General features: G+C 41.8%; 18 protein-coding genes. 14 read left to right on the top strand and 4 right to left on the bottom strand.

From position 1 onward, the window contains the following. Positions 1 to 139 precede the first annotated feature (139 nt). Both DIU38_RS13470 and DIU38_RS13465 read left to right on the top strand, forming a co-directional pair. Entirely contained in the window at positions 140 to 700 is a 561-nt protein-coding gene (locus DIU38_RS13470; RefSeq protein WP_112655253.1) for an inorganic diphosphatase, read from the top strand. Positions 701 to 948: 248 nt separating this feature from the next. Further along, positions 949 to 2,070 carry an XrtY-associated glycosyltransferase XYAG1 gene (locus DIU38_RS13465; RefSeq protein WP_112655251.1) on the top strand — a complete coding sequence of 374 codons (1,122 nt, stop codon included), beginning with the start codon at positions 949 to 951 and terminating at the stop codon, positions 2,068 to 2,070. A gap of 105 nt (positions 2,071 to 2,175) precedes the next feature. On the opposite strand, the gene DIU38_RS13460 is transcribed toward DIU38_RS13465, so the two are convergent. The 3 genes from DIU38_RS13460 to DIU38_RS13450 are packed head-to-tail and all read right to left on the bottom strand — an operon-like array spanning position 2,176 to position 4,513. Beyond that, positions 2,176 to 2,499, bottom strand: a complete 324-nt coding sequence (locus DIU38_RS13460) for a hypothetical protein (protein WP_091168146.1) — start codon at positions 2,497 to 2,499, stop codon at positions 2,176 to 2,178. A 35-nt stretch (positions 2,500 to 2,534) separates the two neighbouring features. After that, on the bottom strand, positions 2,535 to 3,467 hold the full coding sequence (locus DIU38_RS13455) for a cation diffusion facilitator family transporter (RefSeq protein ID WP_112655249.1): 933 nt from the start codon (positions 3,465 to 3,467) through the stop codon (positions 2,535 to 2,537). A gap of 5 nt (positions 3,468 to 3,472) precedes the next feature. After that, entirely contained in the window at positions 3,473 to 4,513 is a 1,041-nt protein-coding gene (locus tag DIU38_RS13450; RefSeq protein ID WP_112655247.1) for an AI-2E family transporter, read from the bottom strand. A 125-nt stretch (positions 4,514 to 4,638) separates the two neighbouring features. Between DIU38_RS13450 and DIU38_RS13445 the strand changes: the two genes are divergently transcribed. The 7 genes from DIU38_RS13445 (at position 4,639) to DIU38_RS13415 (ending at position 12,284) form a co-directional block, all read left to right on the top strand. After that, entirely contained in the window at positions 4,639 to 4,959 is a 321-nt protein-coding gene (locus DIU38_RS13445; protein ID WP_112655245.1) for a hypothetical protein, read from the top strand. 63 nt (positions 4,960 to 5,022) lie between these two features. Then, the gene (locus tag DIU38_RS13440; RefSeq protein ID WP_112655243.1) at positions 5,023 to 5,877 is read left to right on the top strand and encodes an ROK family protein; all 855 of its coding nucleotides are present in this window, start codon (positions 5,023 to 5,025) and stop codon (positions 5,875 to 5,877) included. Between the two features lie 273 nt (positions 5,878 to 6,150). Next, a complete protein-coding gene (locus DIU38_RS13435) occupies positions 6,151 to 7,953 on the top strand; it encodes a M61 family metallopeptidase (RefSeq protein WP_112655241.1) in 1,803 nt (600 codons plus the stop codon). Between the two features lie 107 nt (positions 7,954 to 8,060). Further along, complete coding sequence (locus tag DIU38_RS13430; protein WP_112655239.1) at positions 8,061 to 9,017, top strand: adenylyltransferase/cytidyltransferase family protein; 957 nt, start codon at positions 8,061 to 8,063, stop codon at positions 9,015 to 9,017. Between the two features lie 300 nt (positions 9,018 to 9,317). Further along, positions 9,318 to 9,596, top strand: coding sequence for a 30S ribosomal protein S15 (gene rpsO, locus DIU38_RS13425; protein ID WP_090524765.1), 279 nt, complete (start codon positions 9,318 to 9,320; stop codon positions 9,594 to 9,596). A 127-nt stretch (positions 9,597 to 9,723) separates the two neighbouring features. Beyond that, positions 9,724 to 11,856, top strand: coding sequence for a polyribonucleotide nucleotidyltransferase (pnp, locus tag DIU38_RS13420; RefSeq protein WP_112655237.1), 2,133 nt, complete (start codon positions 9,724 to 9,726; stop codon positions 11,854 to 11,856). 155 nt (positions 11,857 to 12,011) lie between these two features. Next, positions 12,012 to 12,284, top strand: a complete 273-nt coding sequence (locus DIU38_RS13415; RefSeq protein ID WP_091168111.1) for a hypothetical protein — start codon at positions 12,012 to 12,014, stop codon at positions 12,282 to 12,284. Between the two features lie 149 nt (positions 12,285 to 12,433). On the opposite strand, the gene DIU38_RS13410 is transcribed toward DIU38_RS13415, so the two are convergent. Further along, positions 12,434 to 13,600, bottom strand: coding sequence for a putative sensor domain DACNV-containing protein (locus DIU38_RS13410; RefSeq protein WP_091168108.1), 1,167 nt, complete (start codon positions 13,598 to 13,600; stop codon positions 12,434 to 12,436). Positions 13,601 to 13,868: 268 nt separating this feature from the next. Between DIU38_RS13410 and DIU38_RS33030 the strand changes: the two genes are divergently transcribed. The 5 genes from DIU38_RS33030 to DIU38_RS13390 all read left to right on the top strand — a co-directional run bounded on the left by DIU38_RS33030 (position 13,869) and on the right by DIU38_RS13390 (position 18,190). Then, complete coding sequence (locus DIU38_RS33030) at positions 13,869 to 14,039, top strand: hypothetical protein (protein WP_167516166.1); 171 nt, start codon at positions 13,869 to 13,871, stop codon at positions 14,037 to 14,039. Positions 14,040 to 14,110: 71 nt separating this feature from the next. Next, positions 14,111 to 15,271, top strand: a complete 1,161-nt coding sequence (locus tag DIU38_RS13405) for an MFS transporter (protein WP_112655235.1) — start codon at positions 14,111 to 14,113, stop codon at positions 15,269 to 15,271. A 95-nt stretch (positions 15,272 to 15,366) separates the two neighbouring features. Then, positions 15,367 to 15,882, top strand: coding sequence for a DinB family protein (locus DIU38_RS13400; protein WP_112655395.1), 516 nt, complete (start codon positions 15,367 to 15,369; stop codon positions 15,880 to 15,882). Between the two features lie 141 nt (positions 15,883 to 16,023). Then, positions 16,024 to 16,638 (top strand): TetR/AcrR family transcriptional regulator, encoded by a 615-nt coding sequence (locus DIU38_RS13395; protein WP_112655233.1) that lies wholly within the window; start codon positions 16,024 to 16,026, stop codon positions 16,636 to 16,638. A 406-nt stretch (positions 16,639 to 17,044) separates the two neighbouring features. Continuing rightward, a complete protein-coding gene (locus tag DIU38_RS13390; protein ID WP_112655393.1) occupies positions 17,045 to 18,190 on the top strand; it encodes an efflux RND transporter periplasmic adaptor subunit in 1,146 nt (381 codons plus the stop codon). Positions 18,191 to 18,210 lie beyond the last annotated feature (20 nt).

The raw sequence follows: 18,210 nt of genomic DNA, 5'->3' as shown, positions 1-18,210 counted from the left end.
CATTGAAACTGAACGGTAACAAGCTCTTTGATGCATTTGGGTAATAAAGTGAATTGAAATAAAATGAAGATATTTTAATCGAATCGGTAAATTGTTGGTACTTTCATAAAAAAATAACCAAAATATTGAATTGCTACCAATGAATACACAGCATCCATGGCATGAAGTTTCAACCGGGCCGAAAATTCCCTATGTTGTAAACGCCGTTATTGAAATTCCCAAGGGCTCAAAAGCTAAATATGAGATTGATAAAGAATCCGGACTTTTAAAATTAGACCGTGTGCTTTTTTCTTCTGTAATGTATCCGGCTAATTATGGATTTATCCCTCAAACCTATTGCGATGACGAGGATCCGCTTGATATTTTAGTTATATGCTCTGTTGATGTTTTTCCGATGTCTATTATTGAAGCAAAGGTGATTGGGGTAATGCATATGATTGATAATGGCCAGCAGGATGATAAAATTATCGCTGTTGCTAATAATGATATGTCGGTTAATTATATAAATGATTTAAGCGAATTACCGCCGCATACTATTAAAGAGATTGAGTGCTTTTTTAAAGATTACAAGGTTTTGGAAGGCAAAAATGTAACTGTTGAACGCTGGATGGGGGTAAGTTACGGCCATCAGGTGATAGAAGATAGCATGGTATTATACGATGTTAATTTTAAATCCGTCCAAACCAAAGTTGCCGGTTGAAAATATTAAGGTCTGATAAAAAATGTTTAACTCTGCTTCTTTTTAATTGAGCTGCGGCGTTAAACATTTTTTATTTTTACTTCGTCCCGGCGGGGAGCGTAGTAATCTTTGAGAGTTAGTACCGTTGGTTTCCTTCGGGATTTGCCTGCTCCGCTTATACCTCGTTAATTTTAGGTTTAAAATTGTAGGAGGCTAAATAATTCCTCCGCGGATGCATATTTGCAATCTCATATTGCTAATGATGTTTTATGAAAATACTGCACATTATACCTGCTTATAAACCCGCTTACGGCTACGGAGGTCCAACTGAATCTGTATCTCGGCTTTGCGAGGGATTAGCAGCTAATGGGCATGTTGTTGACGTTTTTACCACTACCGCTAATGGTAAAAACGAACTGGATGTAATACCCGGAGCTAAAACGAATGTTGAAGGGGTTAATGTGATTTATTTTAAACGGATCACCGGTGATCATACGCACGTTAGTCCGGCATTATGGCGCAGGCTTGTTAAAACTGCCAACCACTATGATGTGATCCATATTCATTCGTGGTGGAGTATTTTAAACGTAATTGCTGCATGGATCGCCTTGTTCAGTAAAGCCAAGGTTATTTTGGCGCCCCGCGGCATGCTAAGCGGGTACGTATTTGAAAGCGGGAACAACAGCTACAAAAAATTGATCCATAAATTAGGTGGTCGTAAAATTTTAAAGAAATGCGTGCTGCACGCTACCGCGCAATCCGAATATATGGAGTGCAGGAAGTTGATTCCGGGCTGGCAGGGCTTTGTATTACCTAATATTTTATCATTACCTGATATCGAAATAAAGGAGCCCCGCAATGAATACTTCACGGCTATTTTTATGTCGCGCATTCATCATAAAAAAGGACTTGAAAAACTTTTTACTGCTATAAGCAAGCTTTCTTTTAACCTGAAACTTGTTATTGCCGGCGACGGCGGGGAAGCATATATACAGCAATTGAAACAACTTGCAACTGAGTTAAATATAGCTTCAAAAATTGACTGGACAGGCTGGGTGAATCGGGAGGAGAAATTTGAACGCCTTAACCAGTCTGACCTGTGTGTCCTCACCTCCTTTAATGAAAACTTCGCGAATGTGGTGGTTGAATCGCTGCATATGGGTACTGCTGTTTTAGTTTCCGAAAATGTAGGTCTTTCCGATTTTGTTGGCGAAAACAACCTGGGCTGGGTTTGTACATTAGATACTGTCGACATTGTCGAAAAGCTGAACGAAGCTCACCTTGCAAAGCAAAAATTAGATCACATCCGCAAGCATGGCCGCGAAATTATCCGAACGACGTTTCATGAGCAGGTGCTGATAACAAAATATTACGAAGAGTATTTAAAATAATCCCTCTTTCTTTCGGTCAATTTACTATTCCCGATGGCTGCCTTCCTTTAAAGCTAAGGCCGAAATGTGCGTTGGAAGTGAAGTTGGTACTATTAAAGGGCCAGACTATTGCCGGCCCTTCTGATACTTATAATGTAAATTCTTTAGCGTTTCGATAGTCGCCTCATCTGTCGAGATCCCGTAGCCCGTTACCAGCGTACCTTTAACACCTTCCGCTGAAGCAAGGGCGTAAACAATAGCCTCATCGGCAGGGTCGGAGGGGCCTTCGTAGCGGTACAGGTCCACTATTTCAAATTCTTTTACCGGGAAGTTTTCCGCGCCTGCCTTAAGATGGTCACCTTCCAGGCTAAATTCATGGGTATAGCCCTGTTCTTTTAATTTGGTTATAGCTTCGGTTACCGTTGCGTAATGAAATTTTTGTTCTTCCATGAGATAGGTGTTTGTTATCAATAGCTAATATACAATTAAAGTACGCTGCCTGTTTCAGTAATTTCTGCCGAAAATGTTTCGGGTTGTACCAACACAAAGCGCACCAAACTAAACTCCTGCTTAATACAATCCCGGATCCGGCCTATAGCTTCGTTGATTTGTTCGGTATTCAGATCATCTTTAAAAGCTACTATCAGCATCAAAATAATTTCATCGGGCGATTGATAGGTTGACAGCATGTGCATCACCTTTAAAACAGCATTGTCCTGTTCAACGAGGGTGCTTATCTTAGTCCGCGATTCAGACGAAATGCCTTCGCCCATAAGCAAACTCCTGCTCTCCCGGGCTAATATGGCCGAAACACCAACCAATATCAATCCAACCAATAATGATGCTATACCGTCAAGCACGGGAAGGTGGTAACGATGGTTCAGGAACATGCAAATGCCAACAATAAAAAGCCCTGCAACGGCTGCACTATCCTCAAACATCACTAAAAAGTTTGATGGGTCTTTGCTTTTAACTACGGCGTCCCACCAGGTTTGATCACCCCTTATGGCGTTAAATTCTCTCAGGGCGATGATGAGCGATGAGCCTTCAAATATGACGGATAATCCCAAAACGATATAACTCATCGTAGGATCGCCAAGGGGTTGGGGTTCGCGGATATGTAATATGCCCTGGTAAATGGATAACCCTCCGCCCAGGCCAAATATCATGATAGATACAATGAACGACCAGAAATACAGCTCCTTACCGTAGCCAAAAGGGTGGGTTTTATCGGGCTCTTTGCGTGCCCGGTGCAGACCAAGCAATAGTAGCAATTCGTTAGCGGTATCCACTACCGAGTGAATCCCTTCGGAGATCATAGATCCGCTTCGGCCTATAACGCCCGCTATAAATTTGGTTACTGCTATGAGCAGGTTGGCAATAAGTGCGCTATATATCGATTTTTTTGATGAGGGCATATTCCTTAATGCGCTATTACCTCGGCATCGCCAAGTTTTTTAACATATAATTCATCAACCAAAATCACAATGATGGCCACAATAGGAACTGCCAATATGATGCCCAGTACCCCCGAAAGCGTTCCCATAACCACCTGGCTGATGATGGTAAGCGCGGGAGGCAGGTTGATCATACGGTTTTGTACTATGGGCACTACGATATTGCTCACTATGGTTTGCGATACAACATAAATGAGCGCCACTATAATAGCTGTATTTGTGCCCACGGTAAGGGCAAGTAATACACCCGGTATCATGGCTATAACCGAACCCAGGTTGGGGATGATCTTTAACATGCCTGCAAATAAGGCTAATATCAATGCTGCCGGAATTCCCATAATGCTTAAGCCCGTGGTAAGCAGCAAGCCCAATAATACCATAGAGAGCAGCATCCCTTTAATCCAGCCTTTTAATGAAAGACTGATCCTGTCGATAATATCCTGTCCCAAAGGTTTTTTTTGATCTGATAGCAGCATTAAAATGCCATTTTTATAAACATCGGGATTGGTAGTAAAAAAAATACTCAGGAACAGTATGATATAAATATCACCCAGCACGCCAAAGCTGGTGCTGAAAAAATGCTGTACCGTAACCACAACTTTATCGGGATCATTATCGCCCGAAAAATAATCAAGTATTTGCTGCCCCGTTGGGTTTGAAGCCAGCTTAGCCTTAAAATTATTAATCGTATGCGGGAGTGTATCTTTAAGTAAAGTTATCTGGTGCTGTATGGTTGTGCCCATTAAATAAAACAAGCCGGCTACAATTAAAAATGAACCAACTACAGATATGATCATGGCATACCGCCGGGGCATTTTGGTATTGCGCTCTATCAGGTCGCCAAGGCCATGAAAATAAGTCGCGATCAGCGCGCCTGAAAGTACCATGAGCAGTACGTTAAAAGCCACCCGGGCTATCAGTATCACTACAACCAATAAGGCAACAATAGCAACAGTGTGCCATACTTTTTCGATATAAGTAAGCTCTTTTTCTTTTTTTGGGGTCATATAGCAGGTATTTGTTCCATTAACACGTTCATGTACCCTAAATGTTTTGATTGAATTAAGTTAACAGGATATTACTTTAAACTTTTTAAATAGTTAAAAAGGAAGCGTACAATTTAAGTAAGTTTTTGGAAAATTATTCCGCCAAAGGATTTTTAACGATATTAGGTTATACCGAATCAAAAACCATACACCTCCAATTGATGAAGAAAAACTACTACATCGTAACGCTTATCACGCTAACATTTTTTGTTATTTCATTTTTAAGCGATATTATCTGGTCGTTATCTCCGGAGTTTATTAAGGATTTCAAGCCGAGCGATGTAATGGCAGGGGGATTGCCCTTTGCGTTTTTTATTGCCTATGGGGTTATATCAATCCCGTCGAGCATGCTTGTTCAAAAGTATAATGAGAAAACCATTTTACATTCGGTTACATGCTTAGTATAGGCTTTGGGGCTAAACCGCTGGTTACCAATAAAACTATTTTTGATAATAAAGCATAGTAAATAAATGAGCAATATAAAAGTTATAGGCATTGATCTGGGTGCTACCAATATCCGCGGTGCGGTGGTTAATAATAACATCATCGGTAATATCATATCGCAACGGATAAAAAGCGACGGCAGTGTAGAAGATGTGCTGAACGATATTTATGCCGTTGTTGATGCCCTGCTGCAAAACGATAAGGCCAGCGCCATAGGCATAGGCGTGCCCAGCGTGGTTGATGTAGTTGAAGGTATTGTTTATGATGTGCAATATATTCCCTCATGGAAGGAAGTACACCTGAAAAAACTGATGCAGGAGCGATACGACATCCCGGTACATGTAAATAATGACGCCAATTGTTTTGCCGTAGGTGAGTTATATTTTGGAAAGGGAAAGGGTGCCGATAGCATGGTTGGCGTAACCCTGGGCACCGGGCTTGGTACTGGCATTATTGCCAATGGCAAACTGTACGCAGGCCATAATTGCGGTGCCGGTGAGATAGGTCTTTTTCCCTATATCGATAACGTCCTTGAGTATTATTGCAGCGGCTCATTCTTTAGCAATTTGTACGGACTGAATGGCGTACAGGTATTTAAAGATGCGCAGGCCGGCAAAGAGAGGGCATTGGAGCTGTATGCCGAATTAGGAAACCATGTAGGGAATGCCGTAAAAATGATCATGTATGCTTATGATCCCGAACTGATTATTTTAGGCGGATCGGTAAGCCAGGCCTTTGAGTATTTTAAAGATACCATGTGGCAGCAGGTGAAAACCTTTGCCTATTCAAAAACGCTTGAACGTATAAAAATCGAGATCTCGGAACTGGAAAACAGCGGTATCATAGGTGCGGCTGCTTTGTATTACGACAATCAGAAGTGAAGTTAATCTATCATGAAAAAAATATTATTAATGTCGGTAATAGTCCTGCTCAGTACAAGGGTATTTGTGCAGGGGCGACGGGAGTAATTATGGATTGCCCAAGGAGTAGTTTATCCGGGAAATAAGCTGGGCATAACCTGTTTTTCTTTGGCTAAAACATTTGGTAAAATTTATCTCCGGGGGATAAATACAGGTGTTTTTCGGGCTAATTTCCGGTGATTGGTGAAATAAATAAATCGCTGTTTATTATATTCGGCAAAACCCAAGCAGATAATGAAATCACTATCTAATTTAACCCTGTCATTTTGCCTGTTTTTTTGTGCCGGTGTTTGGGCTCAGCAACCTGTTAATATGCAATATTCGGTGTCAATGGAAAAGGCGGCCGAACATTTGTATCATGTTGAGTTGACCAATAAAACCCACCTCAAAACGCTTGATTTTAAGATGTGCGTTTGGACGCCGGGCTATTACCAACTAATCAATTTTGCCGGAGCTGTACAAAATTTTACTGTTGCCGATGCAAAAGGCAATTCGCTTAAATTTGATAAGCCCACTAAGGATACCTGGAAAGTTATTAACCCTTCGGCCGGCGATGTAAAGATCTCGTACGATGTTAAAGCGGTTGTGCCGTTTGTAGGCAACGTTTATCTTGACGAAACAAGAGGCTACATTACCCCCGGAGGCCTGTTCATGTACCTCGACCAGGAATTACGCCATCCGGTTACCATCAAAATGAAGCCCTACAGCAAATGGAGTGATCTGGTAGCAACAGGCTTGGATACCTTGAAAGGACAATACCATGTTTACAAAGCTGCCGATTTTGACGTGCTTTATGACAGCCCATTTTTAATGGGCGAACTGGAAGTTTTGCCGCCTTTCAGCGTGCAGAATAAACCACACAACTTTATCGGTTATAAGTTGCCTGCTTTTGACAGGCAGGCGTTTATGGACGACCTGAAAAAGATAGTAGTGACGGGCAGCAACATCATAGGCGAAATACCTTATACACATTATACCTTTCTATCAATAGGCGCCGGCGGTGGCGGTATCGAACACTTAAACTCAACCTCGTTAAGCTTCAGCGGCGGCGAAGGATTTAATACACCCGAAGCCCGTAAAAAGCTGTATAATTTTATAGCGCATGAGTATTTTCATCATTACAATGTTAAACGCATCAGGCCGGTGGAGCTTGGGCCGTTTGATTATTCCAAAGAGAACCACACCAATATGCTTTGGGTATCAGAGGGCTTTACCGTTTATTATGAGTATATGATCACCAGACATGCGGATTTAATGAATAATGAAGATATGTTTGGCGATTTTCAAAACAACCTGCGTAACTACGAAAATGAGCCGGGACATTTGTATCAATCGGCGACACAGGCCAGTTACAACACCTGGGACGACGGGCCTAACGGCAGGCAGGGCGACGATTTTAATAAAACCATTTCATACTACGATAAAGGGCCGATTTTGGGCTTGATGCTTGATTTCAGCATCCGCCATGCAACGCAAAATAAAAAAACGCTTGATGATGTAATGCGCCTGCTTTATTACAAATATTACAAAAAGCTAAATCGCGGCTTTACAGAGCAGGAGTTCAGGAATGAGTGCGAGAAAATGGCGGGTGTGCCGTTAACAGAAGTGTTTGAATATGCATCCACCGTTAAACCGCCTGATTATCCAAAATATTTCGCCTTAGGCGGTTTAGCTGTAGATACCGCTACGACCACAGTTTCTAATGCCTGGGCCGGGCTAAACATGCGTCAGGTGCGGGATTCCATGCGCGTTACCACGGTAGCTTATCAATCACCTGCCTGGAATGCAGGCATTCGTGGGCGCAGTGTTATTTTGAAGGTTAATGGCGAGACCGCTAATCCGGAAGCTTTGGTGAAAGCACTGGATAACGGTAAAGAAGGCGATGTGGTGAAGTTTACCGTTTTAAAAAACGGCGAAACAAGAGATATAGATGTAACGCTCGGTAAGAAACGCGAAAAATCATTCAAGATCAAGCCGTTGCCTAATCCGGATCCGCTGCAGGCCGCCATTTTTAAAAGCTGGACAGAAGGGAAGTAATAGGTTTAGTGAGTGGTTGATTGGGTTGATCAGGTGAATGGTTGATTAAGAGATAACGTTTGTTATAATGTAAGGCACTTCGTATAATTACGTGCAATTCAACGCTTATGAAAGTCATTGAAAAAGCTGAGCGATTGGCAAGGTTAGGGGTTGATCCAGTAGTGTTAAACCATTACCGGGAGCCCCATCGGTTTTACCACACCCTTGAGCATCTGGACGATGTATGGCAACAATTAGAGAACCGGGGCTACAGTGATAATGATGTATTATTGCTGGCTACAATTTTCCATGATATCATTTACGATCCGAGATCCGGCACAAACGAAGAGGATTCGGCGAGATATTTTAACGAAACGTTTACGGGGGATGGAGCGCTCAAAGCTCTTGTAACAGATATTATCCTCGATACCAAACATCACAAGCCGGGCTCGGCATTGTCAGAGATTTTCAGCGCAGCCGATCTTAATATCTTAAAACAGCCATTTGAAAAATTGCTGACTTATGAGCAACAGATTTTTAAAGAGTTTCAGTTTGTCGATCATAAGGTTTACCGTGAGAAGCGGATAGATGTTTTAAAGAGCCTGCAACAAAGTGTTGATAACCCGGCCCTGGATTATTTAATAGACTATGTAGAAAACTTTAAACCCCGTATAGCAGTATATCCGGGGAGCTTTAATCCATTCCACAAAGGGCATTATAATATACTCCAAAAGGCCGAGCGAATTTTTGATAAGGTGATTATAGCCCGTGGTATTAACCCAGGTAAAGATAAAGCCACATACGAATTGCCGGAAATATTAAGATACAGGCAAACTGAAACTTACGAAGGCCTGCTTACCGAATTTGTGGATACCCTGAATTACGATGTTACCATCATCCGCGGATTAAGAAATGGCTCCGATCTGCAATATGAACTGAACCAATACCGCTATCTTCAAGAATTAGGCGGTAAAAACATCAGTGTAACAGCCATTTTTTGTGATATGGAATTTGAACACATCTCCAGTACGGGTATCAGGCAACTGGAGAAGTATGGCAAGGCAGGGGAGTATTTGTTGTTTTGATGGTTGGCTGTTGGTAGTATAAATTGATTTCGGAGTTGGGATTTTCAATTTCGAATTTATTACGTCTGAGCCCCACTTTATGGAATTTAAAGAATAGACAGAGTAATTGCAAATTCTATAAATTCCCTTAACTCCATAAATTCGAGTTCAGACAATAACAACCACTCACTTAATCCACTCAATCAACCGCTGACCAAACCTCCAAAAACAAATCATTCTGCCCCTTGCTTTTGCATAATTAATCACTATCTTTGCACCCACAATTAATAAAATAGTTAACGCTTTAATATTATTCAAGTAATGTATTTAGGTAAAGAAGCAAAGGCAGAGATCTTTGCAAAACACGGTAAATCAGCAGCTGACACAGGTTCGGCCGAAGGTCAGGTAGCATTATTTACTACTCGTATTGCTCACTTAACAGGGCATTTGAAAAAAAACAAAAAGGATTTTTCAACTCAATTATCGCTACAAAAATTAGTAGGTAAACGTCGTGCGTTACTTGCTTACCTGTATAATAAAGACATTGAAAGGTACCGTGCTATCATCAAAGCTTTACAGCTAAGGGATATCATTAAGTAATTCTCTCCTTTTTTATTTAAAAGCCATCCCCATTTTAGGATGGCTTTTTTACTTTTGCAACATATATTTACACACATAAAATCCGATGCGCTCCCGAAGATGAAAAGTGCATCACAAACAAAAAAAGATGAGTTTAAACGTAATTAAAAAAGTTATTGATCTGGGCGACGGACGCACCATTGAGATCGAAACAGGTAAACTGGCCAAACAAGCGGATGGTTCGGTAGTGATAAAAATGGGTGACACCATGTTATTGGCTACTGTTGTATCGTCGCCTGAAGCTAAAGAAGGAGTTGACTTCTTGCCTTTATCTGTTGACTACCAGGAAAAATACGCTGCAACAGGCCGTATCCCGGGTGGTTTTTTACGCCGCGAGGCCCGTTTATCAGACTATGAGGTTTTGATCTCCCGTTTGGTTGACCGTGCTTTACGTCCTTTATTCCCTGAAGATTATCACGCTGATACACAAGTGATGATCTCCTTGATATCTGCCGATAAAGATATTATGCCCGATGCGTTGGCCGGTTTGGCAGCATCTGCAGCTTTATCTGTATCTGATATACCTTTTAACGGTCCAATCTCTGAGGTACGTGTTGCTAAAATTGACGGGCAGTTAGTAATTAACCCTACTTTAAGCCAGCTTGAAAATGCAACTTTAGAATTTATTGTTGCAGGCAGCGAGCACGATATCAACATGGTTGAAGGCGAATCAAAAGAAATTCAGGAAGCTGAATTGGTTGAAGCCATCAAGTTTGCCCACACTGCTATCAAACTGCAATGTTTAGCTCAAAAAGAACTGACCATTGAAGTTGGTAAAACCGAAAAACGTGTTTACAGCCATGAGCATAGCAATGAGGACTTGAAAAAAGCTATCTACGCTGCTACTTATGATCAGGTTTACTCCATTGCTTCTGCTGCATCTGCAAAAGAAGAGCGGAGTGCTAAGTTTAAAGAAGTGCGTGACGCCTATATCGAAACCTTAGGTGAGATAGATGATATTACTAAAAGCCTTGCTAAAAAATATTACCATGATGTAGAATACGATGCTATCCGTAACCTTGTATTAGACGAAGGCAAACGTTTAGACGGCCGTACTACTACCCAGATCCGCCCGATATGGAGCGAAGTAGGTTATTTGCCATCGGCTCACGGTTCGGCGATATTTACCCGCGGCGAAACACAATCATTAACTACCGTTACCTTAGGTGCTAAGGATGACGAGCAAATGATTGATGGTGCGTTCATTAACGGTTACCAAAAATTCCTGTTACACTACAATTTCCCTGGTTTTTCAACCGGCGAAGTTAGGCCTAACAGGGGTGCCGGCCGCCGTGAAATTGGCCACGGTAACCTGGCTATGCGTTCATTGAAACAGGTATTGCCATCCGAAGATGAAAACCCATACACTATCCGTGTAGTTTCTGATATTTTGGAATCAAACGGTTCTTCTTCAATGGCTACAGTTTGTGCTGGTACACTGGCGCTTATGGATGCTGGTGTTAAAATTAAAGAGCCTGTATCAGGTATCGCGATGGGTTTGATCACCAACGAAATGGGTACCAAATACGCTATCCTTTCTGATATCCTTGGTGATGAAGACCACTTAGGTGATATGGACTTTAAAGTAACCGGTACTAAAAACGGTATCGTTGCTGTACAGATGGACTTGAAGATCAACGGCCTTTCATACGAAGTATTAACCAACGCGTTAAACCAGGCTAAAGATGGCCGTTTACATATCCTTGGCGAAATGGCTAAAACCATTACCGAGGCACGTGCCGACTACAAACCACATGCTCCGCGTATCGTTACCATTAAAATTGATAAAGAATTTATTGGTGCAGTTATCGGGCCCGGTGGTAAGATCATCCAGGAAATGCAACGTGAAACAGGCGCTACCATCTCTATCGAGGAAAAAGACAACCAGGGTATCGTTCAGGTATTTGCCGATAACAAGGCTTCTATCGACGCAGCGTTGGGCCGCATCCGCGCCATCGCTTCAAAACCAGAAGTTGGTGAAATTTACGAAGGTAAAGTAAAATCAATTATGCCTTTCGGTGCGTTTGTTGAAATTATGCCAGGTAAAGATGGGTTGCTGCACATATCTGAAATTGATCACCGCCGTATTGAAACGATGGATGGCATCTTCCAGATAGGCGACGAAGTAAGGGTTAAACTGCTTGACGTAGATAAGCAAGGTAAACTGAAGCTATCGCGCAAGGTTCTGTTACCTAAGCCTGAACCAAAGCAAAATAATTAAGTATTTTTATACAGTAGCAAAACCCTCATAAAGAGGGTTTTGTTATTTTGTTTGATTTTTTTTTATTTTTTTAAAACAAAAAGCGGATGTTTAAACTTATTAACTGTTAATACGTAGTTGATAAAACCATAATTCCGATCCTGTTTGATAAAAAAATGACCCCTGCTACTAACGATCCTTTAGATTTTCTGAGCAAGAATTCGGCTGGAATGCAGACGGGTACTCAAATTGATTTGGTTCAGCAGTTGCTGTACGAAATAATAAGGGTTAAAGAAATTATTGTTTATTATGACTCTATTCCCAATGGAGGCGGTCAGCTTGGATCATCTATCCTCAATGAGCTGGTTTCAGAAGCTTATCAGTCGCTGGTTAATTACGATACCGTACTGATGCGGAAATATTATGATTTATTGTTGAACTGCGATTAAGTCCGAACCCGGATTTGGGGGGATTTATACGATTTCACAGATTGTCTGAATCAGAATTCACAGGATTTCTGAATTAACCGAATGCTTTTCTCCATCGAAATCTCTAATTCTGAAAATTTTATAATTCTGTAAATTCTGATTCAGACAATCTACAGCAACAAAATATCAATCTGATGCGCATGCACCATGCCTACAACCGGCGACCATGCAAATACCGTAAACCGGCCATCCTGGGAAGCTACCAAAGCTAAAGCGTCCTTTTGATCAAAAACAAACTGTGCTGCCGCTAAATGCCTTGTACCGCCGTTTTGCGCCGGGTGGATCACCCTGGTTGAGCAACCGACGATAGGCTCGGTCACCACGATCTCTTCAACAGGTGAGCTTTTTGCTGCGCGGCCTATTTTGGCGCCGAAAGCCAGCAGCTCGTGTTTATCATTTATTAGCGTAGCGCCGTCTATCGAGGTTAATCCGCCTATGGTATCAACCGCGCGGCGCATTTTTTCCTGCCATGAGGTGTGGTAACGGTCGATGCCTTCGTGAATCATCAAATCGGTAAGGCCCGAAAATGGAGGGTCGACAGGGTAAGAGATCGGGGTAATGATAGATTCGCGCCATTCTTCGTTTCCGGACGGCACAACTAATAATATGCCGCCACGTTTGTGGGCTTGCATGGAGGTAGCCAGTTGAACCAATACGTTTACCGGATCATTCCATAGTGATGGCAAAGTAAAATCAAGCATGGCCGAAAGTACATTAGGGCAATCAGAAATACTGGAGCCGTGCTCGTCAACTACTTTGATATCGTCGCCTTTTAATATGGCTATGTTTACAAATTTGCCAAAACCCTCTACACGGCGATGTTTGATCACCAATAATCCGGGTTCAATTACTTCCAGCACAAAACAGTAAGCCGGAATGGCCAGGGTAGTTCCCCAGATGTATAGTTCATCATCTTCTATCCAGATGCCTAAATGAATGCCCGGCTGTTGTACTGCCGAGGCAAATTTGGTGAGGATATTAGGCGCGAGTTTAATTTTTCCACCAAACAACAACGGCTGACCGGCAGCTTCGGGCGGCAAAAAAGCAAGTGTGAATTTTGGTGAAAATCCCTCTTCCCGTCGCAAGCTTGCCCAAAATGAGATATCGATGAGTGATTCGATAGTGGTGCAGCTGGGGGTAGGAGCAAGGTCTATCTCATTATTATCGGCAAGCGCCTTGGCATGAAAATGCCTGAAATGCCTTTCAATAATGGTTGCTACTTTACCGGCTGCTTTATATGTAGGTCCTGAACTCAAAGTTTTGGTGGTGTCTTTCATTTAAATACTTATCTCAAAAGTAAAGCTAAAAAAACATGCTAACAAACTAACGCATCAATATTGCAATTAGATGAGCCTCGCTCCAAACCACTCTCCAAATGAGAGGAGTTTTTCAAGTCCTCTCCCCCGGAGAGGATTTAGGTGAGGTTGTTTGTCAACCGTTTATCATACTCATTATCAATTATCTTCCTAAAGTCAGTTGTTGATCCGGGTAAATTTTTTTTGAAACTATTGTAGCAATTTTGCAGCTTGAAACGATAATGTAATCATGAAACTCATATCACACCTCATATCACTCACCCTGCCGGATACCACACCACTGCAGGTATCAGCCCTTTTAAACCTCGGTTTAACTTATGTACAACAAGGTTTCAATAAAGTTTTTCATAAAGCGGCTCAAAATAATCAGCCCTGCGGCGAGCTTCAGCCATGTATGTAAGCTGCATTTAATTGCAGATAACGGCAGCCGTACTTATAAATTATAGCTAAATTTGCGCGTAATTATTAAGTATGGATCAGCTAACGGCTGCGGGCAAATCAAAAATGCGGATTGCCAACAGTGTCTTCTTCTTTGTTTCGGGCTTCGGGTATTCTTCATGGGCCTCGCGTATTCCATCCATAAAACATCAGCTAAATTTAAACGAAGCCCAGTTGGGGGTTGTGCTGTTTGCCATGCCTGTTGGCCTGATGCTTACCATGCCTTTAACGGCTAAAATGATCAAGCATTTCAGCAGCCGCATAATGATGCTGATAGGTGCACTGGCCTTTAGCCTGGTGCTTTGCCTGCCTGGTTTTGCGGCTTATATGTGGCAACTGATAGTAGTTTTATTTTTTGTTGGCTCAACCCGTAATATATTAGGTTTATCCATGAACTCGCAGGCCGTGGGGATCCAGGCTTTGTATGATAAATCGATCATGGTAACATTCCACGGCATCTGGAGCCTGGCCGGTTTTGGCGGCGCCGCTGTTGGCTATTTAATGGTATTATTTAACGTAGCGCCTTCATATCATTTATTAGCAGTAGGAATTGCAATGTTGATCCTCTCGGTAATATTTTATCCCTCAACATATGATTATCAGCCCGCCGAAACACCCAATAGATCGGTGTTTTCCATGCCCGATAAACATCTGCTTAAGTTTTCTTTAATATGTTTCGCCTCTATGGCCTGTGAAAACACGCTATACGACTGGAGCGGTGTTTATTTTGAGAAGGTAGTGCATGCCACCAAATCATTTGCCGAAGCCGGTTTTGTAGTTTACATGGTTACCATGACCATTGGCCGCTTCGCGGGCGATCGGGTAGTATCGGCCATTGGCATAAAAAAAGTGCTAACTTATAGCAGCTCGCTGGTTTTGGCCGGTTTGCTGGTATCCGTGTTTTTACCATATACTTTAACCGTTTATTTGGGCTATGCCATGATAGGCATGGGGGTGTCATGTATAGTGCCGCTGATATTTAGCATGGCAGGTAAATCAAAAACAATGAACAGCAGCCAGGCCCTCGCCGCCATATCAACAGTTGGTTACCTGGGTTTTGTTATAGTGCCGCCGATAGTTGGTTTTATTGCCCAGGCAGCCAACCTGCAAATAGCCTTTTTTGTTGTTGCCGCCTTTGCTGCCATGATGATATGGCTGGTGCGTAAAATTGAAGATGAGCCTGTGGTATCATAGTTTTGTCATATAAACTGCTTAGTATTTACGCCAGCCCCGTTTTAGCTTATAATTGTGTCATCAAATCCACTGGTTTGATATTACATCTGCAAAAAATGAGCGCAAACATTACCGAAACCACCGTACAGCCGTCAACCGAATTATTTATCAAGATGGTAGTTTCCAACTGGGAATTACAAAACAGCCGCCTAAACGGTTTGCTTGATAAGTTGACTGACGAGGCCCTTGCAACAGAAACAGCTCCTGGTCGCAATACCGGCGTGTACCTGCTGGGCCACCTTACTGCTGTTAGTGACGGAATGTTTACCTATTTAGGTTTGGGCGAAAGACTTTATCCTCAGCTTGATCAAATATTTGTTAAAAGTCCTGAAAATTCTGGGTTGGAGAAACCGTCACTGGCTGAGCTTAAACAATATTGGGCTAAAGTAAATGAGGTTTTAACCGAAAGGATGAATGCTATGCAGCCCGAAGAATGGTTTAAGCCGCATAGCGCCATTGCAGCAGATGATTTTGCAAAAGAGCCGCACCGTAACAAATTAAATATCCTGATTAATCGTACTATACACCAGGGCTATCATATTGGGCAATTGGTTTACCTGGTAAAAAAATAAGCGTTTGCCGACCGGATTTTGCTCAAAAGGTTTAATCCGTGACAATTGGATGAAACGTTTTTTACAAAGGGATGGTAAATAATCCTTAAAACCGTTATACTTTTGCTTAACACTGTTAAATGATTTAATAGTATAATCAAAATGGCAAGTAAAGAACGAATACAGCGCTTAAAAGAGGAAACCAGGGTCAATATTCTGGATGCCGCGCTCCACATAGTTAAGCATGAAGGCTGGCAAGCTTTAAGCATGCGCAAAATTGCTGACGTAATTGAATATACCGCCCCTATTATATATGAATACTTTGCAAATAAGGATGCCATACTAATGGAACTTACCCGCAAAGGTTACCTGATTTTAGCTAAGGATATGGAGGTAGCAAAAGAAAACTATCTGCGTCCCGAAGAGCAACTGGAAGCCATGTGGCTTGCATACTGGAGTTTTGCTTTCGATAATAAAGAACTTTACCAGGTGATGTTTGGCGTACAGATGAACTGTTGCTGCGAGGTGGTAAAAGCAATGCCCGAAGCCCAACGTTTCACAACTATGATTAGTGAAGCGATTATGCAGGTTATGAATATAAAAGATATCAACGACGAAATGATCTGTACCAAATATTACACCTTTTGGTCGGTTGTACACGGGCTGGTATCCATCAACTTACTAAGCAGAGGATTCTCTGACGAAGTAAACCGCCAGGTTTTGAAAGATACCATAGGCGGTATCATCCGGTCAATGAAAGATCAGGTTTTTTCTTGATCATAAAATAACACTGTTAAATTTCCTTACAGTGTTAAGTAAATGTTAAAGCACTTTTAAAACAAACTCTTATATACAATGGAAAAGCTCACTCACAACCCACACAATCTATTTAACAGTGTTAAACGATTTAACGGTGTTGTAACATCTAATTTACGCGACTGCTGTAATTAGCGTACGTCGTTTCGGTATATCGTCATGAAAAATCGTGAAAATAACGATATAAGGCATTGGAAATTAAATATTATAAATATAAATAATTGATAGTCAGTTCAGTAGATGACTGGCATCTCAATTGAAAATGATCGGCAATAGCAAAACAATGAAAACAATCAAATCATCATATATCACAAGCCCAACGGCTTTTTCTAATCCTATTCATTCACCACTCTTAAAATCATCACTCATGAAAACACTCCTTTTAGCAGCAGTTGCAGCTTTAACATTATATGGATGTTCATCTGCACCGCAGGCTCCAACAGCACCTCCACCGCCGGCCTTACCGGTTGCTTCTATAGTATCAGGTACCGAAACAACTTACCAGGAATATCCTGCTTCAATTGAAGGTGCGGTTAACGTAGAGATCAGGCCACAGGTGAGCGGTACTTTAGATAAAGTATTTGTTGACGAAGGCGCTTTCGTATCTGCCGGTCAGCCAATATTTAAAATTAACGAACAACCATACCGTGCGGCTTTAAATAACGCGTTAGCAAGCTTACACGCCGCAGAAGCAGCACATGTAAATGCGCAATTGGAAGTTGAAAAATTAACTCCGCTTGTAGCTAATAAAGTAGTTTCTGACTACCAGCTAAAAACAGCTAAGGCAGCAGCTGATGTAGCGAAAGCCAATATCGAATCGGCTAAAGCTAACGTAGCTACCGCGCAGATCAATTTGGGTTATACCTTAATAAAAGCTCCTGTAAGCGGTTATATCGGTCTGCTTGCTAAGAAACAAGGTAGCCTTGTTGCTCCTGCGGATGTTGCTCCACTAACTCAATTATCAGATGTTCATGATGTACACGTTTACTTTTCATTGGGCGAAAAAGATTTTGTTGCCTTTAAAGAACAATATCCAGGCGCTAACCTGAAAGATAAATTGAAAAATGTACCATCAGTATCATTATTGTTAGCCGATAATACAGAATATGCTAAACAAGGTAAAATTGATATTGTAGACGGCCAGTTTGATAAAAACACCGGCGCTATCACTTTAAGGGCAAATTTCTCAAACCCTGACGGGCTTTTACGCTCTGGTAATACCGGCAAGATCCGTTTAAGCCTGAGCCATAAAGATGCTTTGATCGTTCCGGAAGCTTCAACTATCGAAATGCAGGATAAAGTATTTGTATTTGTAGTTGGCGATAGCAGCAAAGTGAAAAAACAACCTATCGACATAATTGGCAAATCAGGTGATCACTACCTGGTTAAAGATAAAGAAGCTATTAAAGCCGGCGACCAGATCGTGTTAGAAGGCATTGATAAATTACAGGAAGGTATGGTTATCCAGCCTCAAAAGGCTGCAGATAAAGTAGCCGCTGTAGTTAAGAAATAATACATACACTTAAACTTTAA

The organism is Mucilaginibacter metallidurans (assembly GCF_003286435.2).
GTDB classification, from domain to species: Bacteria; Bacteroidota; Bacteroidia; order Sphingobacteriales; family Sphingobacteriaceae; genus Mucilaginibacter; species Mucilaginibacter gossypii.
Note: the sequence above shows the minus strand (reverse complement) of the source record. Positions and strands in the feature narration are given on the sequence as shown.